Consider the following 21,366-nt stretch of genomic DNA (forward strand, 5'->3'; position numbering starts at 1 on the left):
ATGCCCGGCCATCAACCGCCGGTATACGGCCCCTCGCCCGGCATCACTTCCAGCAGCGCACGGGTGATCGCCCGCGGGTAGACGGTCAGGTGGTCCTCACCGTCGATCACCACGTTGTCCACCTTCAGCTTGCGGCCACTGCGCTGAAGCTGGGCGGTGAAGTCGGCGGTCTGGCGCAGCATGTCGTTGCCGGTTGAATAGCGCGGCCCGGGCTTGTCCGTTTCATAGCTGCCCACCGACAACAGCACGCGCGTGGGCTGCGCCGGGATGACGGCGGCGTCCTGCATGCGTGGCAGCAGCAGCTGGTCGAACCACAGCGACGGACTGGACAGGATGTAGGTGCTGAACAAGTCCGGCTGGGTGGTCAGCACATAGGCGCCGAACAGCGCGCCATAGGAGTGGCCGGCGAACATGCGGCGGGTGGGATCGGTGCGGTAGCGCGCATCGACCATCGGCAGCACCTGCGCCGCCAGGAAATCGCGGTAGTGCGCGGCCCCGCCGTAGGTGACGTCGTCGCTGTAGTAGCCATCGACCGTACGCGCCGGGCTGCTGGGCGTGTAGTCGCGTGAGCGGCTCTGCTTGGAGGTCAGCCCCTCCTGCGGCGGCAGCCCGACCAGGATGAAGTTCTCGATGTTGACGCCCTGCTGCCCCACCAGGTTGCGCACGCTGCGCACCAGCGGAAAACTGTACAGTGCATCGGTCACGTACAGCACCGGATAGTGCTTCTCCGGATGTGCGGCGTAGTCGGCCGGCAGTGCGACCCAGATCGGGTAATCGCGCCCCACCGGGTCATGCACGCGCAGCGCTTCGGTCTCCGGCAGCACCACGCCCGTGGCGACCGTGGCTGCGACCTCCTTCGCTCCAGGCTGGGTTGCTGGCGGCGCCATCGACATCGCACAGCCGCTCACGGCCAGGCAGGCCGCCACACTCCATCCACGCACACGCTGCATCCATACGCTCCCATTGCGGGCGGCGCACCGGATGGCGCCGCTGCCGCATCCTTGCATGGCATGCCGCTGCACGCCAATCCTTCGGATCAGGGCGAGGCCGACGGCGGCGCCGGGAACAGCGTGCGCAGCGCCTGCAATGCAGCCGGATGATAGATCGTAGCGTGGGTTTCTTCCGGCAACGGCAGGTACTTCACCAGCGGCGACGGCGAAGCCTGCTGCAGCAACTCGGCCAGTCGTGCAGTGGATGCGGCCAGCTCCGGCTGCCCACTGCTGGCCAGGAATACGCGCGGCTGCGCACGCGTCACCGCCGGCAGCTGCTTGGCCGCCCCGGCCAGCATTGCACCACGGTTCCACCACAGGCTGGGGTCCAGCGCGATGTAGCTGTTGAACAGCGCCGGCTCCTGCAGCAGCGTCTCGACCACGAACAGTCCGGCCAGCGACTCGCCGATCAGCGCGCGCTCTTCGGTGGTCGGGTAACGCTGCCGTACCTGCGGCATCAGTTCATCGCGCAGGAAGCTGCGGTAAGCCGCCGATCCACCAATGCGTGGCGCGATCTTCTGGTCCTGCGGGTCCTTGCTGGGGCCGGTCATGTCGCGGCGGCGCTCGGTGTTCTCGATGCCGACCAGCAGGAACGGGCGCATGCTGCCGTTGCCGCTCAGCACCTGCACCAGCCCGGCCACATGCAGGAAGTCCTCGCCGATGCCACCGTCGGGCATGTACAGCACCGGCAACGGCGCCTTCGGGTCCAGGCCCCACGGCTGCGGGCGGTAGACATTGATGCGGCGGGTCTCGCCCAGCGCCTTCGATTCGATGGTGAAGGTTTCGCCGATCACCAGCGGGGTTGCGGCAGCCTGTGCGGATGGCGCGGGTTCTGCCGCCTTCAGAGGTGCTGTGGAGACAACCGACAACAACAGTGACAGCACGATCAGGCGCATGGGGCGGTCCATTCCAGGAAAGTGCTGAGCATAGACCGCCGGAGGCGCTGTCGCTCGCGGCGCTTTGCCGATCTGCCGAAACTGGAGCACCATGGAGTCGGTGATGGTCATGCAACGCGCACCGTCGTGGCTCACGGACTGGTCACCGCCACGCTCATGTCCACAAGGAGGTCCCCATGTTGACTGTACTGATCGCCACAAGCCTTGCCGCCACCTCAGCGCAGGCCAGCACCACTCCACCAGCATCCGCAGCGTACGCGGACTGCCTGCTCTCCCACCTCCAACCGGGATTGTCCGACCACGCGATACCGCTGCTGCAGCAGGCCTGCGTCGCGAAGCATCCGGAGAGCTACATCGCATATTCAGAACTGGAACGCCGGATCAGCGCGCAGCGCCGGGCCGATTTCGAGGCGGCTCAAGCGGAGGCGGCGCGTTCTGCGAATGCGGCAGCGACGGCTGCTCAGGAAGCTGCCGACGCGGCGGCCGCGAAGGCGAAGGGTGCGCGGACGAAGTAGATGCCCTGAATCAGTCCCACAAAAAAAGCACCGCCAAGCGGTGCCTTTCGGAATGATCTGGAATACCGGATGCAATGGTGGGCCGTGAAGGATTCGAACCTTCGACCAAAAGATTAAAAGATGGCTAGGGTGAGTTCAACCCGTCAATGCAACATGATCAACAGTTGCACTGATAGGAGCGAACGATATGGCAAGGATGGGGCGGCCCGGCATGTCTCGAGCCCAGAAGCGAGATCTATGGCGACGATGGAAGGGCGGCCAGTCGCTCAGCGACATTGCCCGCTTCTTTGACAAGAATCCGGGTTCGATTTTCGGGGTTCTGGCCGCGCAAGGCGGGATCGCGCCGAGGGAACGTCGCCGATCCGCCCGGTCGCTGAGCTTAATGGATCGCGAAGAGATATCTCGATGCCTAGCTTCTGGCCAGTCGTTTCGCCAGATTGCGCTCAGCCTAGGGCGGCCTACCTCGACGATTAGCCGGGAAGTGGCACGGCATGGTGGCCGTGACCGATATCGGGCCGCACATGCCGATGAGGCCGCTTGGGAGGCAGCCCGGAGGCCACAGTCTTGCCGGTTGGCCGATAACCCTCGTCTGCGCTGGTTGGTGGCTTGCAAGCTGGGCCAGCAGTGGTCGCCGGAACAGATCGCCGGCTGGCTTAAGCTGAGGTTCCCGCTCAACCAGGCACTGCAGGTGTCGCACGAAACGATCTACCGGAGCTTGTTCATCCAGGCGCGCGGCCTGCTCAAGAAGGAACTCCTGGCGCACCTGCGCACGCGTCGCCGTATGCGCCACTCAAAGCTGGCCACCGCGATGCCTCGCGGCGGGATCATCGACGCGGTATCGATTCGGGAGCGTCCGGCGGAAGTCGAAGATCGCGCCGTGCCAGGGCATTGGGAGGGTGATCTGATCACGGGCAGCAACAATTCCCACATCGCGACGCTTGTGGAACGGCACTCGCGCTTCGTGATGCTGGTGAAAGTGAAGGGTAAGGACACCAGCAGCGTCGTCTCGGCGCTGAGCCGGCAAGTGAAAACACTGCCAACCGCGCTGCGAAAATCGCTGACGTGGGATCGAGGCGGTGAGATGGCCAGCCACAAGAACTTCACCGTGGCGACCGACACGCAGGTCTACTTCTGCGATCCGCAAAGCCCTTGGCAGCGCGGTTCGAACGAAAACACCAATGGCCTTCTGCGGCAGTACTTCCCCGACGGCACGGATCTATCCCGCCATTCGCAGGCATTCTTGAACAAGATCGCCAGACGTCTCAACGAAAGACCTCGTAAGACCTTGGGCTTCCAGACGCCAGCCGCTAAGCTGAGCCAAGCCGTTGCGTCGACGGGTTGAACTCACCAGACCATCCTTTAGGATCAGTGGCCTACATACGCGTTCTTTCCCGGCCGCTTTCCGTGAAACGCCTGCCGTTCTTTATGGTCCGACTGAATTCTCCCGCCCCGGATCTCGCTAATCTGGCCGACACTCGCCCCCCCAACCTGGAGCTAATCTTCATGATCTATTTTTCTGCTGATCAAGATGACACTACCTCGATGAAGATCTATCGCGGCATGACCTCGCATCAGTGGAAGACTGGGCAAGGTGTTGCGCGAAAGGGCGAGGAACGCGAGGCACAGTTTCATGCAGGAGACACTCGGGTCTCTGCAGGAGACACTGACATCTACGTCGGCAGGTGCGTTCAGAACGCTCTGACCTTCACTGCGATGGACTCTTCCGGCTACAGGCACAGTTGGCTGAGCTTCACCAAAGATAAGTCCGTCGCTGCGTTCTTCGCGCTGAATGAGCTGGACGAGTCAGGTTCAGATCATGGAGTTGTTGTCGAGACGACCCTCGAAGCGCTTCGGGAACTTGGAATAGCCTACGCGCAGAACGACATTCGAGTTCCATGGGAGCAAGAGATCAGTGTGGATCTCTACGACACCCCCTACTTCCCGGAGTCAGCAATCATCCAAGTGCATCACGTGCCTTACTCGGAGCTCTGGAAGGTCGCATCGGACCTCCAGAGTCGCTGGGGAGGGACGGGAGCCTACACCCGGCATGCTTTCAGCATATGAGGATCAGTGGCAAGGAAGAAGATCTGGTAACCACTCCGCTAGCGCCCTCGTGGTCTTTGTCCGCGCCTGCGACCGTCGCTTCCAGCATGCATCAGAACGAGGACAGGGACTGCGAATCCCCACCAAGTCATTGAAGCGTTAGGAATAGTTTGAAACACCCCACTACACTGCAGGAATCGCTGACCTGCACCACCTAGACTTCGCTTCCCAAAGGTGGCGTAGAGGCCAGGTCGATGCAGACAGGTACCTCCATATTGAATCCCAGCGTTGTTGCCAACGCGGAGAAGCTGCAGTCAGAGTTTCGATGTGGAGTGCCGTTTCCCCACCTGGTCATCGATGACTTCCTCGACCTGGACTTCGCGGAACTCCTCTCCGAGCAATTCCCGCCCTTTGATTGCGGCAACTCCATGGGAGACGACGGAACACCCGGCGGGAAGTCCACCGTCGAGGCCGTGCGCTCTCTGGGCACCGCCTATCGTCAACTCGACGATTGCGTCAGGAGCCCCGAGTTTCTGTCGCTGCTATCGAGGTTGACCGGAATTGACGGGCTGATCTACGACCCGTGGTACCTCGGCGGCGGAACCCATGAAAGCAGAGATGGGACCAGCCTCGACCCGCACATCGATGCCAATTTCCACCCCGTCGAACCCTGGCACCGCCGTCTCAACGTCGTCCTCTATCTGAATCCGTCCTGGGAAGCGGAATGGGGTGGCTTGTTTGAGCTGTTCCGTGATCCCTGGACCACGTCAAACGCCGAGAGGCAAGTGCCCCCAACGTTCAATCGGTGCGCGATCTTCGCCACATCCGAACACTCCTGGCATGGCTTCAGCCAGGTTCGTCTACCGGCAGCACAGGCTCAGCGCACCCGGCGATCGATTGCGCTCTTCTTCTACACCGAGGTTCGACCTGACGCAGAAACAGTGGAGCGGCACACGGTTCACTATGTCAAGCGCCAGCTACCAGACTACTTCACCACGGGCTACGTGCTGAGTGCGTACGACGTCGCATGGGCCAAGGACGTGATCGCGCAACGCGATGCGCATATCCGGCAGCTCTATTCCGAGAATGCCGCCCTACGCAACGCCCAGGACTCTGGCCTGGGGGGCACGCTTCTCTACTGGGCAAAGCGCGCCTTCCTTCGTCTGCGTCACGCGCGGTAGCACCGGAAGTACCGAAGGCTCCTTCGCATCGCCCGCACCCGGCCGGGCCGGGAGGCAGCCTACTCCCCTGCCATCCAAGTGAATGGCAGAGCCGCTCACCCGCAGCGCGCTGTCCAGCTCATGGCAGCGCTTCATCACCGAGGCCATCCGCGTGGCGTCATCGCCAAGGAGAATCGATTCGCGCTCCACGGCCTCAAGCATCGCGGCATCACCGACGGCGACAACAAGGCTGCCGGCGGACACACATCGGCCTCGATGCAACAGCGCTACGACCATGAAGTACCCGTGGTTCAGCCACCCCGGAAGCGCAATGCACTTGAGCGTGGAACCACGTAATTTTCCCGCCAATTTTCCCGATGGCATGAAAAAGGCGCCCAGTGGGCGCCTAAGTCATTGAATGCAATGGTGGGCCGTGAAGGATTCGAACCTTCGACCAAAAGATTAAAAGTCTTCTGCTCTACCGACTGAGCTAACGGCCCGATGCATCGCCCCGGCCTTTCGGCGGGGTGGGCATTCTACCCTACTTTGCCGGGTCGCGCGAAACTCCGGTGTGTCGGGGTTGCCGGCCAGCGGCCGGCACTACCAGCGGGATTAAACCTTTGGCGCCACTGGCGCATCCCATCTGTGGTCCTGTCTGGAGCCATGGATGCGTCTGATCGTCAGCCTGCTTGCCGCCCTGCTGCCCTGCGCAGCCCTGGCCGCCCCATCCCAGGTCGTCACTGACGACATCGCCCGCTTCTGGGCCACCTATGACGCGGTGCGCGCCGAACCCGATGCCGAACGCCGGGTGGCGCTGGTCCAGCAGCGCTACATCGATCCGGGTAGTCCCGGCCTGCATGCGCTGATGCAGGTGCGCCACTACACGGCCCGCGAATACGCCGAGGCCATGCAGTCATGGCCACGCTTCTGGACCTCGGTACGGCCGTTGACTGCGAATGCACAGCAGGCCAGCGCCACGCTGGAGCGCGATCTGGCCGCCTTCCGGGCGCTTTATCCGGCACTGCGCCCGGCCACCATCACGTATGCAGTGGGCGTGCTGCGCACAGGCGGCACCACGCTGGGCGACAAGGTATTGATCGGTGCGGAGATGGCGCTGGGCGATGAGCGCGTGGACGTAAGCGAGCTGCCCGCGCCGATGCGCAGCCGGCTGCGGATCTTCTACGACAGCCGTCCGGGTGCGAACAACGCGCAGAACAACCTGCACGAGTACGTGCATACCCAGCAGCGCGAGACCACCGGCAGCCTGGCCCAGTACACAGTGCGTGAGGGCGTGGCCGAATACGTGGCGGAGCGCATCAGCGGGCGTCGTCCGGCACTGCCGCTGTACACCTATGGGCCCGCGCACGAGGCAGAAATCCGCGCGCGCTTCCTTGCCGAGATGCACGGGGACAACCTCGACAACTGGCTGTACAACAGTGCGCGCAATCCGTTCGGGGTAAGCGATCTGGGCTACTACGCCGGCTACCGCATCGCGCAGGAGTACATGCGCCGGCAGGCCGATGAGAAGGCCGGTATCGCGCGGATGATCGAGCTGGACTATGCCGATCCGAAGGCGGTGGCCGACTTCATCGAGGCATCGGGATGGTTGCAGGCCCGGTAGGACAAGGAGTGCGAACCCACGGTCCGCACCTACAGTGAAGCCGGCCAGCGGCCGGCTCTGCCAGACGCGGTCAGGCGTACAGCGTGGGGTCGGGCACGCCGGCTTCGGCGAAGCCCTGCGCGCGCAGGCGGCAGGCGTCGCAGTGGCCGCAGGCGGCGCCGTTGGCGTCGGCGTTGTAGCAGGACACGGTCAGGCCGAAGTCCACGCCCAGGCGCACGCCTTCGCTGACGATCTGGCCCTTGCTGAGGAACTGCAGCGGGGCATGCACCTTGATGCCCGCCCCCTCCACGCCGGACTTGGTGGCCAGGTTGGCCAGTGCCTCGAACGCAGCCACGAACTCGGGGCGGCAGTCCGGGTAGCCGGAGTAGTCCACTGCGTTGACGCCGCAGAAGATGTCGTTGGCGCCGAGCACTTCGGCCCAGCCCAGGGCCAGCGACAGCATGATGGTGTTGCGCGCCGGCACGTAGGTGACCGGGATGCCGGCACCGCCGGCCTCGGGCACGTCGATGTCGTCGGTCAGCGCCGAGCCGCCAATGCTGCGCAGGTCCACGTCCACGGTCTTGTGCGCGACCACGCCCTGGGCCTTGGCCACGCGGGCGGCGGCGTCCAGTTCGGAGGTGTGGCGCTGGCCGTAGCGCACGCTCAGGGCGTGGACGGCGAAGCCCTGTTCCTGGGCCAGGGCGATGACGGCGGCTGAATCCATGCCGCCGGAGAGAAGCACGACTGCCTTCTTCATGGGAAATCTTCCGGTTGGGAGGGGAAAGCCAGCACGCTGTCCCGCGCCGGAGCTACATCAGGGAACGCTACACCGGCTCATCGGCCGGGCTCGTCGTTCCACAGGATTTTATGCAACTGCATCTGGAAGCGCACCGGCAGCCGGTCTTCGACGATCCAGTCGGCCAACTGCCGTGCGGTGATCTCGCTCTTGCTGGGCGAGAAGAACACGGTGCAGCGCTTTACCAGATCGTGCTCGGCCAGCAGGGCCTTGGCCCAGTCGTAGTCTTCGCGGCTGCAGATGACGAACTTGATCTGGTCGCGCGCGGTCAGCAGCGGCAGGTTTTCCCAGCGGTTGCGCGCCACTTCGGCCGAACCCGGGGTCTTGATGTCCACTACCCGCGACACGCGCGGGTCCACCGCGCTGACGTCCAATGCGCCGGAGGTTTCCAGCGAGACGTCCATGCCGGCATCGCAGAGCTTCTGCAGCAGCACCAGGCAGCGCTTCTGCGCCAGCGGCTCGCCGCCGGTCACGCAGACGTGGCGCACGCCCTGGGCCAGCACCTCGGCCACGATATCGTCGATATCCCACCAGGTGCCGCCGTGGAAGGCATAGGCGGTGTCGCAGTACTGGCAGCGCAGCGGGCAGCCGGTCAGGCGCACGAACACGGTCGGCCAGCCGGCGGTATCGGCTTCGCCCTGCAGCGAGGTGAAGATCTCGGTGATCTTCAGGCGCGGCAGGGGCGATTGCACGATGTCGCTGGGCGTGGCGACGGCGTTGGACGGGGTAACGGCGGTCATGGCAGGCAATTCTTCAGGGGCGGGCGACCGGTGTATCGGCGCCGGAAACGAAAGCAGCCGAGCATGGGCTCGGCTCTACGGGGTGCGCAGTGTACGCCCGTCAGGCAGGTCAGCGGATCTGCTTGCCCAGCCGGATCGACTGCAGGCGGTCCTGCGCGGTGCGCGCGGCGTCCGAGCCGGGGTACTGCGCCACGACGGCTTCCAGCGTCTGCTGGGCCTGGTCGACCTTGCCCTCGCCGTATTGCGAGAGGCCAACCTTGAGCAGGCCGCCAGCGGCCTTGTCGTGGGTCGGATAGCGCGAGAGCAGTTCACGGAACTGGGTCTCGGCCATCGGGAAGTTGCGGGTGGCGTAGTAGCTCTCGCCCAGCCAGTACAGCGCGTTCGGCGCGTAGACGCCGTTCGGGTACAGCTGCAGGAAACTCAGGAACAGCTGCGCCGAATCATCGTACTTGCCGGCCTTCAGTGAATCGAAGGCGACGTTGTAGGAGGTGCGCTCGTCGCCGGTGGCGGCAAGGCTGCCCGCATCACCGTGGACGGAAGGCGGCCGCTCGGAAGTGGCCGCCGCTGCGGGTGTTGCCGGGGCCGGGGCGGCCTTCGGCGCGCTCGCCGGAACGGGCGGCAGGGCCGGGGCGGCATTGCCCCCTTCCAACCGGTTCAGGCGGCTGTCCAGATCCAGGTACTGATCCTGGGCGGACTGCTTGAGCTGGGCATTGTCGTGCTGCAACTGCTCGATCGAGGCCTGCAGGCTGGTGACCTGCTGCCGCAGCTGATTGATCTGGTTCAACAGGTCCTGGTTGGCACTGTTGTTGTACATCTGCTGCTCGAGCGCGCCGACACGGTCGGCCAGGCTCTGTCGCTGTGCGTGCGCCGGTGCGGCAGCCACGAGGGCTGCCGCAACGACCAGCATCAGTTTGATGCCGATGCGCATGGATTACTGCGCGGTGTAGACGATTTCGACGCGACGGTTCTGCGACCAGCAGGACTCGTTCGACTCGGTGCAGACCGGACGCTCTTCACCGTAGGACACGACGGTCAGCTGCGAAGCCGAGCCACCGTTGGCCTGCAGGGCCGAGCTGACGCCGTTGCCACGACGCTCACCCAGGGCCTGGTTGTACGCACGCGAACCGCGCTCGTCGGTGTGGCCCTGCAGGGTGATGCGCGAGGACGGACGGTCACGCAGGTACTTGGCGTGGCACGCCATGATGGCCTGGAATTCCGGCTTCACGTCTTCCTTGTCCAGGTCGAAGTAGACAACGCGCTGGCGCAGGCAAGCATCGGTGTCCAGGTCGCCCGGGCCGTACAGGCCGGAGGTCGACGGGCCGGTCGGGGTGGTGGTCGAGGTGCCGGTGTCGACCGAAGCCGGCACTTCTTCCTTGACCTTCTTCGAGCAACCGGCCAGGACGGCCACAGACAGCAGGGAAACAAGCAGAACGCGGGTGGACTTGTTCATGGCGATACCTTTGTGGCTCCTAAGCCGATGAGGGGTTCAAGACAGCGAAAATATTAACACTCTTTTAGCGCTGGGTACGGTATGGGGACCATGCCGGTTCGCGCACATCTCCGTCAGCCAGAACCAACCGCTGGCGCACGCGCGCATCGGCGGAAACGGCATACAGCACACCACGGCCACCCTCGCGGGCGGCGTACAACACCATGCTTGCGTTGGGCGCAAAGCTCGGAGATTCATCCAGCGAACCCGGGGACAGCGTGCTCCAGCGGGGCGAGCCCAGCGAGCTGTCCATCATCGCGATCTTGTAGCTGTTGCCCGAGCCCTGGGCGACGGCGATCTTCTTGCCATCGTAGGACACCGAGGGCTTGGCATTGTAGTTGCCCTGGAAGGTCACGCGCTCGGCGCTGCCGCCACCGGCACCGACCTTGTAGACCTGCGGACGGCCGCCGCGGTCGGAGGTGAAGTAGACGGCGCTGCCATCCGGGGCCCAGGTCGGCTCGGTATCGATGGCGAAGTGGTTGGTCAGCTGGGTCAGCTGCTTGCTGCCCAGGTCCATCACGTAGATCTCCGGGTTGCCCGAGCGCGACAGGGTCAGGGCCAGCTTGCGGCCGTCCGGCGAGAATGCCGGGGCGCTGTTGATGCCACGGAAGCTGGTCACCAGCTCGCGTGCACCGGTGCCGATGTTCTGGATGTAGATCGCCGAATTGCCACGCTCGAAGCTGACGTAGGCCAGCTTGCTGCCATCCGGGCTCCACGACGGCGACAGCAGCGGCTCGGCCGAACGCACGATGGTCTGCGGGTTGTAGCCATCCGAGTCGGCCACCATCAGCGCATAGCGCATGGCGTCGCCCTTGCCGCTGGCGGTCACATAGGCGATGCGGGTCCAGAAGGCGCCGCGGATGCCGGTGATCTTCTCGTAGATGGCGTCGGCCATCTGGTGGGCAACGTCGCGCATGGCATTGCCACGGGCGGTCATTGCCAGGCCGAGCAGGCGCTCGCCCTTGGGCACGTCGAACAGTTCGTACTCGACGCGGTAGGCGCCGGCACCGGCATCGAGCACGCGGCCGACCACGATGTAGTTCTGCTTCAGCGCGCGCCAGGTGGCGAACTGGATGTCGCCGCCGCGCACCGGCTTTTCGACGATCTGCGCTTCCGGCAGCGTGCGGAACTGGCCCGAGCGCTCCAGGTCGGCGCGGACCACGCCGGCGACGTCGGTCTGCGGAGCGGCCGACGAACCCTGGTAGGGCATCGGCACGATGGTGATCGGCAGGGCGGAGGCATTGCCGCCGATGATGTCGATATCCAGCCCCTTCTGCTGCGCGACGGCAGCAAAGGGCAGCAACAGGGCCGCAAACACGGCAAGCCAGCGAGGCATCTTTTTCATGGAGCGCTCAATAGGGGGAAACCGGAACGAGGGATAACAAAGCGGCAGTGAACCGCTTCGCAATCATGAACCAAGGGTACGTGAATTCCGGGTCAGTTCCAGCCCGTCCTCTCACACACCGTTAACGTCGTGGCTAACATCGCGCCGCCTGCCGCCGGACACCGCCCTGCGATACGGTGCCCGACGACCGCCCACAGCCTGTCGGGTCGAGACCCGGTCCGCCAGCGGCAATCGCGATATCAGTCGGCGCGGGCGGCCCGAGAGCCGCCCTGCCCTCCCCGCCTCAGCGATCCTGGGCGGTAAAGGTAAAGTTGAGCGTGCGTGCGAACACCGACTCGAAGCCGCGGTACGGCAACGGCTGCGCGTTGAGCACGGCGGCCTCGATCGAACGCTTGCCGGCCTCGTCGTAGGGGCAGTTCGGGCTGACCTTGGCCTGCATCACCGTGCCGCCCGGAATCTGGGTAATGGTGATCTGGCAACGCTGGCCCAGCGGCACCGTATCCGGGCGCACCCACTGCGACAGCACCTTGGCCTGGATCGCTGCGGCGTACTTGGCTGAAAGATCGTCGCTGCTGCCGCCACCACCGGCGGCCGGCTGGGACGCGCCACTGGCACCGGCGGCCGCACTGCCGGCGGCATTGCGCGCGGCGGCGACCTGGCGCAGCTTCTGCTCGGCCAGCTTGGCTTCCTTCTCGGCCTGCTCGCGGCGGGCCCGGATCTCGGCGATCTTCTTCTGCTTCTCGGCCTCGGCCTTGTCGGCGGCCACGCGTTCCTGCTCGGCCTGCTTCTTCTTCTCGTCCGCTTCCTGCTGCTTGGCCAGGCGCAGCTTCTGCTCCGCTTCTTCCTGGCGCTTGCGCTCGGTCAGGTCGATCTGCTCCTGGCGGCGCTTGGCTTCCTGCTCCTGCTTGGCCTTCTCCTGCGAGATGGCCAGCGCGCTGACCGCCTCCTGGTCCTTGGTATCCGGCTGCGCGACGCGCTCCTGCGCCTGTTGCTGCTGCGGCGTGGGGGCGTCCTGCGGGCGCGGTTCGGGAATCGGCTGCGGCGGCGGAATGGTGTCTTCCGGCACCGGGATCGGTTCGGCGACCGGCGGCGGCAGGTCCTCCAGCTTCTCCGACTGGCGCAGCGCCTGGCGCGCGGCGGAGGCCTCGGACGCGGACAGCGCCAGGCTGGCCTCGACCGAGGGATCGCCTGCGGCGGCGTCGGTATTGCGCTGGGGCGACCACAGCCAGGCCACGATGAAGACCAGCGCGACCAGCAGGTGCACCAGCAACGCCAGCGCCAGGGGCAGGCCCCAGCCGGGTTCGCGCTGATGCGGGGGTGGCAGGGCGTCAGCGTGCATCGGTGGCCAGGCCTACCTTGTCTACCTTGGCGCGCTTGATCACGTCCATCGCGGCAATGACCTTCTCATAGGCCACGGCGCGGTCGGCGGCGACGATCACGCGCACGCCCTTGTCCTGGGCGGCGATGCCGGCCAGGCGGCCTTCCAGTTCCTCGGCCGACACGGCGGTCGGTTCCTTGGCGTCGGGCAGCTTCAGGCTGAGCTGGCCGTCCTGGCGCACCGAGACGATCACCGGGTCCTGCTTGCTCTCCAGCGCCTTGGCATTGGACTGCGGCAGGTCGACGTCGAAGCTCAGGGTGAGCAGCGGCGCGGTGACCATGAAGATGATCAGCAACACCAGCATGACGTCGATGTAGGGAACGACGTTGATTTCCGATTTCAGCTTGCGGCGCTTGCGGCGACCGATGGCAGCGGACATGGCTTGGACTCCCGGGTCAGGCGCTTACTCGTCGCCAGCGCTCTGGCGCTGCAGGATGGAGCTGAACTCTTCGGCGAAGGTCTCGAACCGCACCGACATGCGCTCGACGCGGGTGGTGAAGCGGTTGTACGCCCACACCGCCGGGATCGCCACGAACAGGCCGATGGCGGTGGCGAACAGGGCTTCGGAAATGCCCGGCGCGACGGCGGCGATGCCGGCCTGCGCACCGCTGCTGATCATGTCGTGCATGGTCACCATGATGCCGAACACGGTACCGACCAGGCCCACGTACGGCGCGGTGGAGCCGATGTTGGCCAGCAGCTCCAGGTTGCGCTCGAGCTGGTCCACTTCACGGGTATAGGTGGTGCGCATGGCGCGCTGGGCGCCTTCCAGCTGCGCACGGCCATCCAGGCGGCGCTTGTCGCGCAGGCGGGTGTACTCGCGGAAGCCGGCTTCGAAGATGGCTTCCAGGCCGGTCACGCTGCGGCTGCGGTCGGTGGCCGCGCTGTACAGCTTGCCCAGGTCGGCACCGGACCAGAAGCGGTTCTCGAACTCGTCGGCTTCGCGGGTGGCCTGCTTGAACACGCGGGCCTTGCGGAAAATGATCACCCAGCTGACGAACGAGCCGACCAGCAGCAGCAGCACGATGATCTTCACCGGCAGGCTGGCCTTGGCCATCAGTTCGAGGTAGTTGATGCCGCCGCCGGTGGTGGCCTGGGCAAGGGTCTGTGTCGCGGCGTTGCTGACGTCGGCCGGCAGTGCCTCGGTGACCGTGGCCTGCAGGGCCAGGAGCGTTGCGATCATCCGTTGTTCCTCAGTGTTCGGATTCGGGGTGGAGGTGGGGTTGCAGCACGGCAAGGACGGCCTCGTCCATGCCACGCGGGCGGAAACTGGCCGCTTCCAGTGCGGCGATGCGGACCTGGGCCGACAGCAGCAGCTCGCCGTCGCGCAGGATCTGCTGGTCGAAGACCATGCTGGCCTTCTTCAGCTGGACCAGGCGGGCAGTCACCTGCAGGGTGTCATCCAGCCGTGCCGGCCTGATGAAATCCATCTGCATCGAGCGCACCGCGAAGACCATCCCGTGCTCGGCGCGCATGCGCTCCTGGCCGTAGCCGAGCGCGCGCATCCATTCGGTCCGGGCCCGTTCCATGAAGGCCACGTAGCGGGCGTGGTAGACCACGCCACCCGCGTCGGTATCTTCCCAGTAAATGCGTGTCGGCCAACTGAATCGCGGCTCAACCGACATCGGGAACCTCCGCGAACAGGTCCTGCGGCGGATTCTTCGGCTTCAGGCCCATGTGCCGGTAAGCCTTGTGGGTGGCCATGCGGCCGCGCGCGGTACGCACCAGGAAGCCCTGCTGGATCAGGTACGGCTCGACCACGTCTTCCAGCGTGCCACGCTCTTCGGACAGCGCCGCGGCCAGCGATTCGATGCCGACCGGGCCGCCGTCGAAGTAGTCGACCATCGTCTTGAGCAGGCGCCGGTCCAGCTCGTCGAAGCCCTCCGGGTCGACCTTCAGCATCTTCATCGCGGCCTGTGCCACCGCCTCGTCGATATGGCCGCCGGCCTTCACCTGGGCGTAGTCACGCACGCGGCGCAGCAGGCGATTGGCGATACGCGGGGTGCCGCGCGCGCGGCGCGCGATCTCGCCGGCGCCATCGGCGGTGCAGTCGATGCCGAGGATGGTGGCCGAGCGGCGCACGATCCGGGTCAGTTCTTCGACGCTGTAGAACTCCAGGCGCTGGACGATGCCGAAGCGGTCGCGCAGCGGTGCGGTCAGCAGGCCGGCGCGGGTGGTGGCACCGATCAGGGTGAACGGCGGCAGGTCGATCTTGATCGAGCGGGCGGCAGGGCCCTCGCCGATCATGATGTCGATCTGGAAGTCTTCCATCGCCGGGTACAGCACTTCCTCGACCACCGGCGACAGGCGGTGGATCTCGTCCACGAACAGCACGTCGTGCGGCTGGAGGTTGGTCAGCAGCGCTGCGAGGTCGCCGGCCTTCTCGATCACCGGGCCGGAGGTCACCCGCAGGGCCACGCCCAGCTCGTTGGCGATGACGTGGCTGAGGGTGGTCTTGCCGAGGCCGGGCGGCCCGAAGATCAGCACGTGGTCGAGCGCGTCGCCGCGGGCCTTGGCCGCTTCGATGTAGATCTCCAGCTGCTCGCGCACCGGGGCCTGGCCGAGGTAGTCGGCCAGGCGCTTGGGGCGGATGCTGGCGTCGGCGGCGTCATCCTCGCGGGTGGCGCCGGCGCCGATGATGCGGTCGTCGGTCATACCGTGATTATGCGGTAAATGGTTGCATTCCGGGGCCGGAAGCACGGTAGTGCCGGCCGCTGACCGGCAACCCCATGAACACCAGTGGTGCGGCGGATGCCGGCCGGCGGCCGGCACTACCAGACCTCAGATCTCGACCTGGGCCCCGAGTTCCACCAGGCGGTTGCCCGGAATCCGGAAGAAGCCGGTGGCCGGGGCGGCGTTGCGATGCATCAGCGCGAACAGCTTGTCGCGCCAGATCGGCATGCCGCGGTTGGCGGTGGCCACGATGGTCTCGCGGCTGGCGAAGAAGGTGGTGTCCATCGGGTCGAAGTAGATGCCGCCGTGGTCACACGAACGCATCAGCGCCAGCGGCACGTCCGGGGTCTCCATGAAACCGAAGCGCACGTAGACCCGGTAGAACTCGTCGCCCACCGATTCGATCTTCAGCCGCTGCCCTTCCATCGCATAGGGGATCGGCAGGGTTTCCACGTGCAGGAACACGTTGCGCTCGTGCAGCACCTTGTTGTGCTTGAGGTTGTGCATCAGCGCATGCGGCGCCACGGTCGGGTCGGCGGTGAGGAACACCGCGGTGCCCGGCACGCGTACCGGCGGGGCCAGCATCAGGCCCGGCAGGAAGGTATCCAGGCGGATGCCGTCCTTGCGGATCTCGTCGCGCAGCAGCTCGCGGCCACGGCGCCAGGTGCGCATCATGGTGAACAGGAAGATGCCCAGCACCACCGGGAACCAGGCGCCCTGCAGCAGCTTGGCGCCGTTGGCGATGACGAAGCCGAGGTCGATGATGAAGAACACCACGCACAGCGGCAGCAGCCAGCCACGCGACTTCGGCCACAAGGTGCGCGCCACCACGGCCAGCAGCAGGGTGTCGATCAGCATCGTGGCCGACACCGAAATGCCGTACGCCACGGCCAGGTTGGACGAGCTGCGGAAGGCCAGCACCAGGCCGAATACCATCACCGCGATGCCCCAGTTGATGCCCGGGATGTAGATCTGGCCGATGGTGTCGTGCGAGGTGTGCTTGATGCGCATGCGCGGGATGTAGCCCAGCTGCATGGCCTGGCGCGAGACCGAGAATGCGCCGGTGATGACCGACTGCGACGCGATCACCGCCGCCATGGTGGCCAGGATGATCATCGGGTACAGCGCCCACGAGGGCACGGCCTCGAAGAACGGATTCTTCAGCGCCTCGGGGTGGTTGAGCACCAGCGCGCCCTGCCCCAGGTAGTTCAGCACCAGGCACGGCAGCACGAAGAAGTACCAGGCATGGCGGATCGGACGCAGGCCGAAGTGGCCCATGTCGGCGTACAACGCCTCACCGCCGGTCACCGCCAGCACCACCGCGCCAAGGATGAAGATGCCGTGCCAGCCATGCTCCATGAAGAAGCGGATGCCCCACCACGGATTGAACGCCTTCAGCACCTCCGGTGCGTCGACGATGTTGTAGATGCCGATCGCCGCCAGCGACAGGAACCAGATCGCCATGATCGGCCCGAACGCCTTGCCGATCTTCTCGGTGCCGAAGCGCTGCGCGGCGAACACCGCCAGCAGCACCACCAGGGTGACCGGCACGATGAAGACATGCAGGCCCGGCGCGGCCACCTCCAGGCCTTCCACCGCGCTGAGCACGGACATCGCCGGGGTGATCACGCCGTCGCCGAAGAACAGCGAGGCGCCGAAGATGCCCAGGATGCCCACCACGTACGCCGAGCGCGAGCCGTTGCGCAGCGTGCGCTGGGTCAGTGCCATCAGCGCCATGATGCCGCCTTCGCCGTCATTGTCGGCGCGCATGATGATGGTGACGTACTTCAGCGTCACCACCAGGTTCAGCGCCCAGAACGCCAGCGACAGCACGCCCAGCACGGTGTCGTGGTCGCTGTTGAGCCCGTAATGCGGCGAGAACGCCTCCTTCAGGGTGTACAGCGGGCTGGTGCCGATATCGCCGAAGACCACGCCGATCGCACCGATGACCAGCGCCAGCCCTCCAGCGGAGGGAGCGTGGCCGTGGCCGCCGGGCGCGGCTGCGTGCGGGGTTTGACTGCTGGACATGGGACTCCTGGCGAAGCTCAGGCGGTTCGTTGAGGGAAAGGAAGGCCGTTCAGCGCAGCGCCGACTGCAGCGCCTTGCGGATCACGGTGGCCACTTCGTCGCCTTCATTGAAGGCATCGCGGGCCATGCGGGCCGCTTCGGCCGGCTTGTAGCCCAGCTGCTGCAGGGCCACGGTGGCATCGGACAGCGGATCGGCCGGCGCCGGGCCGCTGCCGGTGGGCAGCGCGCCGCCGGCACCGAACTGGGCGGCACGGTCACGCAGTTCCAGCACCATGCGCTCGGCAGTCTTCTTGCCGATACCCGGGATGCGGGTCAATGCGGTGATGTCGCCGGCCTGGACCATCCGCGCGAATTCCTCGACGCTGACGCCGGACAGCACGGCCAGCGCGATCTTCGCGCCGATGCCGCTGACCTTCTGCACGTCGCGGAACAGGCGCCGCTCGCCCTCGCGCAGGAAGCCGTACAGCGAGACGCTGTCCTCCTTCTGCGCGTAGTGGGTGTACAGGGTGACCTCGCGGCCGAGCTCGGGCAGGTCGTAGAAGGTGCTCATCGGCGCCTCCAGTTCGTAGCCCACTCCGTTCACGTCCACCACCAGCCACGGCGGCGCCTTGTAGGCGACGATGCCGCGCAGTCGACCGATCATTGCGTGCAGCTCCTCATTTGCGGCCCCACGCCTGGCGGGCACTGAGCCCCAGGCGGTTGGCCGTTGCCCTTACGTGGGCATGGGTGATCGCCACCGCCAACGCGTCGGCCGCGTCGGCCTGCAGCTTGGTTTTCAGGTTGAGCATGAGCCCGACCATGTGTTGAACCTGTTGCTTTTCGGCGCCACCACGGCCCACCACGGCGAGCTTGATCTCGCTGGCAGCGTATTCGTGCACCGGCAGGTCGCGCAGCACCACCGCCGAGATCGCCGCGCCGCGGGCCTGGCCCAGCTTAAGCGCCGAATCGGGATTGCGCGCCATGAACACCTTTTCGATGGCCACTTCGTGCGGCTGGTACTCGCGGCACAGGTCGGCCAGGCCCAGCACCAGCAGTTTCATGCGCTGCGGGAAGTCGTCGGCGCCCAGCAGCACCAGCGGCTGGTGGTGCACGTAACTGACGCGGCCGGCAGCATCGACATCGATGATGCCGACCCCGGTCCGCTGCGAACCGGGATCGATGCCGAGAATGCGGGTCATGCCGCGCTCCTGGCGGGGCGGAACGGAGTGCGCTGGCAGGCGTATGGGCTCATGACTGTCCGCGGTGACCGTTCAACGGCCCGCGCCCAGGCCGTCGGGGACGGCTCAGGCGTAGGCGTCGGCGCCGAGTTCGGCGTTGGAATACACGTTCTGCACGTCGTCCAGGTCTTCGAGCATGTCCAGCAGCTTCTTGACCTGCAGGGCGACCTCGCCCTCGACCTTGATGTCGTTGTCGGCGCGGAAGGTGATCTCGGCGTGGTCGGCGACATGCCCGGCAGCGGCCATCGCGTCCTTGACCGCGTTGAACGCGTCAGGGCTGGTGACCACGTCGATCGAACCGTCGTCGGGATAGACCACGATGTCGTCGGCGCCGGCCTCGATGGCCGCTTCGGTGATCGTTTCCTCGTCGGCGCCGGGGGCGAAGCTGAGCACGCCCAGGCGCTTGAACATGAAGGCCACCGAGCCTTCGGTGCCCATGTTGCCGCCGCACTTGCTGAACGCATGGCGGACGTCGGCCACGGTGCGCACGCGGTTGTCGGTCAGGCAGTCGACGATCACGGCCACGCCACCCGGGGCATAGCCCTCGTAGCGGATTTCCTCGTAATCGACGCCTTCCAGTTCACCGGTGGCCTTCTTGATGGCGCGCTCGATCACGTCCTTGGACATGTTCACGGCCAGGCCCTTGTCCACCGCCACGCGCAGGCGCGGGTTGTTGTTGGGGTCGCCTCCACCGCCGCGCGCGGCAACGCCGATCTCGCGGATGATCTTGGTGAAAATCTTGCCGCGCTTCGCGTCGGACGCGTTCTTGCGGGCTTCGATGGAGGGGCCTCTACCCATGGGTGCTACCGTCTGGCTGCTTCAGGATCAAGGCGCGGATTCTACCTGATCGGGGGCGGCAACCGTGTCTAGGCCCGCTATTGTTGTAGGGCCCTGCCTCCCCTGCCGCTAGGCCGCCGCCGCGTCGCGGCTGTGGTCGAAGTGGCCGTGGCGCAGGAAATGCGCGGTCTGCCGCGCGGCATCAGGCGACACCACCAGGCCGCTGTGGCTGGTGCGGACCACGCAATGGTCGGCCAGGCCCGGCAGCCGCGTCTCGGCCAGTGCCACGGTGCCGTCGGACGCATCGTCGATCGCGCCCAGCAGGCTGCCCAGCCCATGCGGCACCGATCCGGCGATCAGCCCGACTTCGGCATTGCCCTGCCAGTCCGGCAGGCCATCAAGCAACAATTCGCTGCTGCGCCCCAGCGCCAGGCCCCAGCCGTGCTCGGACAACGAGCGCGCGGTCCCACTGCCGCGCAGCGGCGAACCGAGGCAGACCACGCGCTGCACCGGCAGTTCCGGGTTGCGCCTCAGCGCCTCCAGCGCCAGCAGTCCGCCCAGGCTGTGGCCGACCAGCGACAACGGGCCGGCGTCGGCCAGCCGCTCCAGCAGCTGCGGCACGGCCACGTCGGGGCCGCCGAACACCGAGGAGTAGCCAAACGCATGCACCTGGAAGCCGCGCGCGCGCAGGCGCCAGGCCAGCGGCCCGACCCAGGCGCGGGCATTCCAGATGCCATGCAGCAGCAGTACGGGGGGAGTCATGCAAACAGCCTGGCGGTCAGCGGGGCAGGAACGTGGGGTGATTGAACACGCGCGCGCAGCAAGCCGCGGTGAACGTCAGGACGCGCGCGGTGCGCGGCGCAGGATGAATTCAAGATCGTTGGTATCGCCAACCGGGAACAGGTACTCGCCGGCCTTCTCGAAACCGTAGCGTGCATAGAAGCGCTGCGCGCCGAAGTTCTCCGACCACACCCCCAGCCAGAGCGTGCGCGGGCCTTCGTGCTCCAGCCAGGCCAGCGCGGTTTCCAGCAGGCGGCTGCCCCAGCCGCAGCTCTGCTGGGTCTTGATCAGGTACAGGCGCTTGAGTTCGCCGTCACCGGGTTTCACCTCCGGGTGCGGCAGGCCGCAGGGGCCGGCGGCGGCATGGCCGACCGCCTCCCCGTCCAGTTCCAGCAGCCACACCGCGTAATCGGGGTGGGCCAGGATCACGCGCTGGCGCTCGATCGAGTAGGCCTCTTCGAGGAAGGCCTGCAGGTCCTGCGGCGGGTACAGATGGCCGAAGGTTTCGGTGAACGTGCGGGCGGCCAGCGCCGACAGGGTCGGCGCGTCGTCCACGGTGGCGCGGCGGATCGAATACATGCAGGAAGTTGACGCCAGGGCGAAGCGCGGGTCAAGCCTTTTCAGGCGATTCCGCGTCTTCGTCCTCGTCCTCTTCCTCGTATTCCTCTTCGTCCTCTTCTTCCTCGCCGTCCTCGTCCTCGTCGTACTCTTCCTCTTCGTCGTCCTCGTAATCCTCGACGCCGAAGTCCTCACCGTCCCAACGGCCTTCGCCGTCGGCGACGAAGGTCAGCGCCATCGCCGCCGGGTTGGTACCGACACGGACCAGCCAACCACCGAACACGCGTGCACGCTCGGTGACCAGGGTGGCCTCGGAGCCTTCATTGCCCAGCTTTTCCCACTCCAGCGAAAACGCAAACTCGGTCATTGCCTGGATCTCCTG

Annotated in this window: 24 protein-coding genes and 1 tRNA gene; 5 read left to right on the plus strand and 20 right to left on the minus strand. The window is 66.0% G+C overall.

What is annotated here, in order from left to right:
• Window positions 1–11: 11 nt before the first annotated feature.
• Window positions 12–950 carry an alpha/beta hydrolase-fold protein gene (locus NSQ78_RS16760; RefSeq protein ID WP_064239054.1) on the minus strand — a complete coding sequence of 313 codons (939 nt, stop codon included), beginning with the start codon at window positions 948–950 and terminating at the stop codon, window positions 12–14.
• Between the two features lie 86 nt (window positions 951–1,036).
• The gene (locus tag NSQ78_RS16765) at window positions 1,037–1,885 is read right to left on the minus strand and encodes an alpha/beta hydrolase-fold protein (RefSeq protein ID WP_064239055.1); all 849 of its coding nucleotides are present in this window, start codon (window positions 1,883–1,885) and stop codon (window positions 1,037–1,039) included.
• A gap of 176 nt (window positions 1,886–2,061) precedes the next feature.
• Here NSQ78_RS16765 and NSQ78_RS16770 point away from each other — a divergent pair, with 176 nt between their 5' ends.
• From NSQ78_RS16770 to NSQ78_RS16785, 4 genes are all read left to right on the plus strand, one after another.
• Window positions 2,062–2,400: a hypothetical protein gene (locus NSQ78_RS16770; RefSeq protein WP_064239056.1), complete on the plus strand. Its 339-nt coding sequence runs from the start codon at window positions 2,062–2,064 to the stop codon at window positions 2,398–2,400.
• A gap of 196 nt (window positions 2,401–2,596) precedes the next feature.
• Window positions 2,597–3,742 (plus strand): IS30 family transposase, encoded by a 1,146-nt coding sequence (locus NSQ78_RS16775; protein ID WP_125899122.1) that lies wholly within the window; start codon window positions 2,597–2,599, stop codon window positions 3,740–3,742.
• Between the two features lie 161 nt (window positions 3,743–3,903).
• Window positions 3,904–4,464: a hypothetical protein gene (locus NSQ78_RS16780; RefSeq protein WP_064239057.1), complete on the plus strand. Its 561-nt coding sequence runs from the start codon at window positions 3,904–3,906 to the stop codon at window positions 4,462–4,464.
• Between the two features lie 233 nt (window positions 4,465–4,697).
• Window positions 4,698–5,624, plus strand: coding sequence for a 2OG-Fe(II) oxygenase (locus NSQ78_RS16785; protein ID WP_064239058.1), 927 nt, complete (start codon window positions 4,698–4,700; stop codon window positions 5,622–5,624).
• Between the two features lie 403 nt (window positions 5,625–6,027).
• Here the strand turns inward: NSQ78_RS16785 and NSQ78_RS16790 are convergent.
• A tRNA-Lys gene (locus NSQ78_RS16790) sits at window positions 6,028–6,103 on the minus strand.
• Window positions 6,104–6,270: 167 nt separating this feature from the next.
• Between NSQ78_RS16790 and NSQ78_RS16795 the strand changes: the two genes are divergently transcribed.
• A complete protein-coding gene (locus tag NSQ78_RS16795) occupies window positions 6,271–7,224 on the plus strand; it encodes a DUF2268 domain-containing putative Zn-dependent protease (RefSeq protein ID WP_064239060.1) in 954 nt (317 codons plus the stop codon).
• Window positions 7,225–7,294: 70 nt separating this feature from the next.
• On the opposite strand, the gene queC is transcribed toward NSQ78_RS16795, so the two are convergent.
• From queC to NSQ78_RS16880, 17 genes are all read right to left on the minus strand, one after another.
• The gene (gene queC / locus NSQ78_RS16800; RefSeq protein ID WP_049465521.1) at window positions 7,295–7,960 is read right to left on the minus strand and encodes a 7-cyano-7-deazaguanine synthase QueC; all 666 of its coding nucleotides are present in this window, start codon (window positions 7,958–7,960) and stop codon (window positions 7,295–7,297) included.
• A gap of 77 nt (window positions 7,961–8,037) precedes the next feature.
• Window positions 8,038–8,739 carry a 7-carboxy-7-deazaguanine synthase QueE gene (gene queE / locus NSQ78_RS16805; protein WP_049465524.1) on the minus strand — a complete coding sequence of 234 codons (702 nt, stop codon included), beginning with the start codon at window positions 8,737–8,739 and terminating at the stop codon, window positions 8,038–8,040.
• 109 nt (window positions 8,740–8,848) lie between these two features.
• Window positions 8,849–9,667 (minus strand): tol-pal system protein YbgF, encoded by an 819-nt coding sequence (gene ybgF, locus NSQ78_RS16810; RefSeq protein ID WP_053505068.1) that lies wholly within the window; start codon window positions 9,665–9,667, stop codon window positions 8,849–8,851.
• A gap of 3 nt (window positions 9,668–9,670) precedes the next feature.
• Window positions 9,671–10,189, minus strand: coding sequence for a peptidoglycan-associated lipoprotein Pal (gene pal, locus NSQ78_RS16815; RefSeq protein WP_049465529.1), 519 nt, complete (start codon window positions 10,187–10,189; stop codon window positions 9,671–9,673).
• A gap of 64 nt (window positions 10,190–10,253) precedes the next feature.
• The gene (gene tolB, locus NSQ78_RS16820; RefSeq protein ID WP_049465532.1) at window positions 10,254–11,573 is read right to left on the minus strand and encodes a Tol-Pal system beta propeller repeat protein TolB; all 1,320 of its coding nucleotides are present in this window, start codon (window positions 11,571–11,573) and stop codon (window positions 10,254–10,256) included.
• 283 nt (window positions 11,574–11,856) lie between these two features.
• Entirely contained in the window at window positions 11,857–12,912 is a 1,056-nt protein-coding gene (tolA, locus tag NSQ78_RS16825; protein ID WP_053461156.1) for a cell envelope integrity protein TolA, read from the minus strand.
• Entirely contained in the window at window positions 12,902–13,330 is a 429-nt protein-coding gene (gene tolR, locus NSQ78_RS16830; protein WP_005410751.1) for a protein TolR, read from the minus strand. The genes tolA and tolR overlap by 11 nt, the downstream gene beginning before the upstream one ends.
• Window positions 13,331–13,354: 24 nt before the next feature.
• On the minus strand, window positions 13,355–14,134 hold the full coding sequence (tolQ, locus tag NSQ78_RS16835; protein WP_005410752.1) for a protein TolQ: 780 nt from the start codon (window positions 14,132–14,134) through the stop codon (window positions 13,355–13,357).
• A gap of 10 nt (window positions 14,135–14,144) precedes the next feature.
• A complete protein-coding gene (ybgC, locus tag NSQ78_RS16840) occupies window positions 14,145–14,576 on the minus strand; it encodes a tol-pal system-associated acyl-CoA thioesterase (RefSeq protein WP_049465537.1) in 432 nt (143 codons plus the stop codon).
• The gene (ruvB, locus tag NSQ78_RS16845) at window positions 14,566–15,606 is read right to left on the minus strand and encodes a Holliday junction branch migration DNA helicase RuvB (protein ID WP_014038223.1); all 1,041 of its coding nucleotides are present in this window, start codon (window positions 15,604–15,606) and stop codon (window positions 14,566–14,568) included. Before ruvB ends, ybgC begins: the two co-directional genes overlap by 11 nt.
• Window positions 15,607–15,732: 126 nt before the next feature.
• Window positions 15,733–17,652, minus strand: a complete 1,920-nt coding sequence (locus NSQ78_RS16850) for a potassium transporter Kup (protein ID WP_049465542.1) — start codon at window positions 17,650–17,652, stop codon at window positions 15,733–15,735.
• Window positions 17,653–17,701: 49 nt separating this feature from the next.
• A complete protein-coding gene (ruvA, locus tag NSQ78_RS16855; RefSeq protein WP_005418517.1) occupies window positions 17,702–18,295 on the minus strand; it encodes a Holliday junction branch migration protein RuvA in 594 nt (197 codons plus the stop codon).
• Window positions 18,296–18,308: 13 nt separating this feature from the next.
• Window positions 18,309–18,830, minus strand: coding sequence for a crossover junction endodeoxyribonuclease RuvC (ruvC, locus tag NSQ78_RS16860; protein ID WP_049465546.1), 522 nt, complete (start codon window positions 18,828–18,830; stop codon window positions 18,309–18,311).
• Window positions 18,831–18,935: 105 nt separating this feature from the next.
• Entirely contained in the window at window positions 18,936–19,667 is a 732-nt protein-coding gene (locus tag NSQ78_RS16865; protein WP_049465548.1) for a YebC/PmpR family DNA-binding transcriptional regulator, read from the minus strand.
• Between the two features lie 108 nt (window positions 19,668–19,775).
• Entirely contained in the window at window positions 19,776–20,408 is a 633-nt protein-coding gene (locus NSQ78_RS16870; protein WP_049465551.1) for a cob(I)alamin adenosyltransferase, read from the minus strand.
• 75 nt (window positions 20,409–20,483) lie between these two features.
• The gene (locus NSQ78_RS16875) at window positions 20,484–21,005 is read right to left on the minus strand and encodes a GNAT family N-acetyltransferase (RefSeq protein WP_053461158.1); all 522 of its coding nucleotides are present in this window, start codon (window positions 21,003–21,005) and stop codon (window positions 20,484–20,486) included.
• A gap of 31 nt (window positions 21,006–21,036) precedes the next feature.
• Window positions 21,037–21,351: a hypothetical protein gene (locus tag NSQ78_RS16880; protein WP_057494726.1), complete on the minus strand. Its 315-nt coding sequence runs from the start codon at window positions 21,349–21,351 to the stop codon at window positions 21,037–21,039.
• Window positions 21,352–21,366: the final 15 nt, after the last annotated feature.

Source organism: Stenotrophomonas sp. FSL W7-1447 (genome assembly GCF_037966425.1).
Classification (GTDB): Bacteria; Pseudomonadota; Gammaproteobacteria; order Xanthomonadales; family Xanthomonadaceae; genus Stenotrophomonas; species Stenotrophomonas pavanii.

What these genes read in the sequence shown, in the direction of transcription:
- NSQ78_RS16760 (WP_064239054.1), bottom strand. Translation starts at nt 950, where the DNA reads ATGCAGCGTGTGCGTGGATGGAGTGTGGCGGCCTGCCTGGCCGTGAGC.
- NSQ78_RS16765 (WP_064239055.1), bottom strand. Translation starts at nt 1,885, where the DNA reads ATGCGCCTGATCGTGCTGTCACTGTTGTTGTCGGTTGTCTCCACAGCA.
- NSQ78_RS16770 (WP_064239056.1), top strand. Translation starts at nt 2,062, where the DNA reads ATGTTGACTGTACTGATCGCCACAAGCCTTGCCGCCACCTCAGCGCAG.
- NSQ78_RS16775 (WP_125899122.1), top strand. Translation starts at nt 2,597, where the DNA reads ATGGGGCGGCCCGGCATGTCTCGAGCCCAGAAGCGAGATCTATGGCGA.
- NSQ78_RS16780 (WP_064239057.1), top strand. Translation starts at nt 3,904, where the DNA reads ATGATCTATTTTTCTGCTGATCAAGATGACACTACCTCGATGAAGATC.
- NSQ78_RS16785 (WP_064239058.1), top strand. Translation starts at nt 4,698, where the DNA reads ATGCAGACAGGTACCTCCATATTGAATCCCAGCGTTGTTGCCAACGCG.
- NSQ78_RS16795 (WP_064239060.1), top strand. Translation starts at nt 6,271, where the DNA reads ATGCGTCTGATCGTCAGCCTGCTTGCCGCCCTGCTGCCCTGCGCAGCC.
- queC (WP_049465521.1), bottom strand. Translation starts at nt 7,960, where the DNA reads ATGAAGAAGGCAGTCGTGCTTCTCTCCGGCGGCATGGATTCAGCCGCC.
- queE (WP_049465524.1), bottom strand. Translation starts at nt 8,739, where the DNA reads ATGACCGCCGTTACCCCGTCCAACGCCGTCGCCACGCCCAGCGACATC.
- ybgF (WP_053505068.1), bottom strand. Translation starts at nt 9,667, where the DNA reads ATGCGCATCGGCATCAAACTGATGCTGGTCGTTGCGGCAGCCCTCGTG.
- pal (WP_049465529.1), bottom strand. Translation starts at nt 10,189, where the DNA reads ATGAACAAGTCCACCCGCGTTCTGCTTGTTTCCCTGCTGTCTGTGGCC.
- tolB (WP_049465532.1), bottom strand. Translation starts at nt 11,573, where the DNA reads ATGAAAAAGATGCCTCGCTGGCTTGCCGTGTTTGCGGCCCTGTTGCTG.
- tolA (WP_053461156.1), bottom strand. Translation starts at nt 12,912, where the DNA reads ATGCACGCTGACGCCCTGCCACCCCCGCATCAGCGCGAACCCGGCTGG.
- tolR (WP_005410751.1), bottom strand. Translation starts at nt 13,330, where the DNA reads ATGTCCGCTGCCATCGGTCGCCGCAAGCGCCGCAAGCTGAAATCGGAA.
- tolQ (WP_005410752.1), bottom strand. Translation starts at nt 14,134, where the DNA reads ATGATCGCAACGCTCCTGGCCCTGCAGGCCACGGTCACCGAGGCACTG.
- ybgC (WP_049465537.1), bottom strand. Translation starts at nt 14,576, where the DNA reads ATGTCGGTTGAGCCGCGATTCAGTTGGCCGACACGCATTTACTGGGAA.
- ruvB (WP_014038223.1), bottom strand. Translation starts at nt 15,606, where the DNA reads ATGACCGACGACCGCATCATCGGCGCCGGCGCCACCCGCGAGGATGAC.
- NSQ78_RS16850 (WP_049465542.1), bottom strand. Translation starts at nt 17,652, where the DNA reads ATGTCCAGCAGTCAAACCCCGCACGCAGCCGCGCCCGGCGGCCACGGC.
- ruvA (WP_005418517.1), bottom strand. Translation starts at nt 18,295, where the DNA reads ATGATCGGTCGACTGCGCGGCATCGTCGCCTACAAGGCGCCGCCGTGG.
- ruvC (WP_049465546.1), bottom strand. Translation starts at nt 18,830, where the DNA reads ATGACCCGCATTCTCGGCATCGATCCCGGTTCGCAGCGGACCGGGGTC.
- NSQ78_RS16865 (WP_049465548.1), bottom strand. Translation starts at nt 19,667, where the DNA reads ATGGGTAGAGGCCCCTCCATCGAAGCCCGCAAGAACGCGTCCGACGCG.
- NSQ78_RS16870 (WP_049465551.1), bottom strand. Translation starts at nt 20,408, where the DNA reads ATGACTCCCCCCGTACTGCTGCTGCATGGCATCTGGAATGCCCGCGCC.
- NSQ78_RS16875 (WP_053461158.1), bottom strand. Translation starts at nt 21,005, where the DNA reads ATGTATTCGATCCGCCGCGCCACCGTGGACGACGCGCCGACCCTGTCG.
- NSQ78_RS16880 (WP_057494726.1), bottom strand. Translation starts at nt 21,351, where the DNA reads ATGACCGAGTTTGCGTTTTCGCTGGAGTGGGAAAAGCTGGGCAATGAA.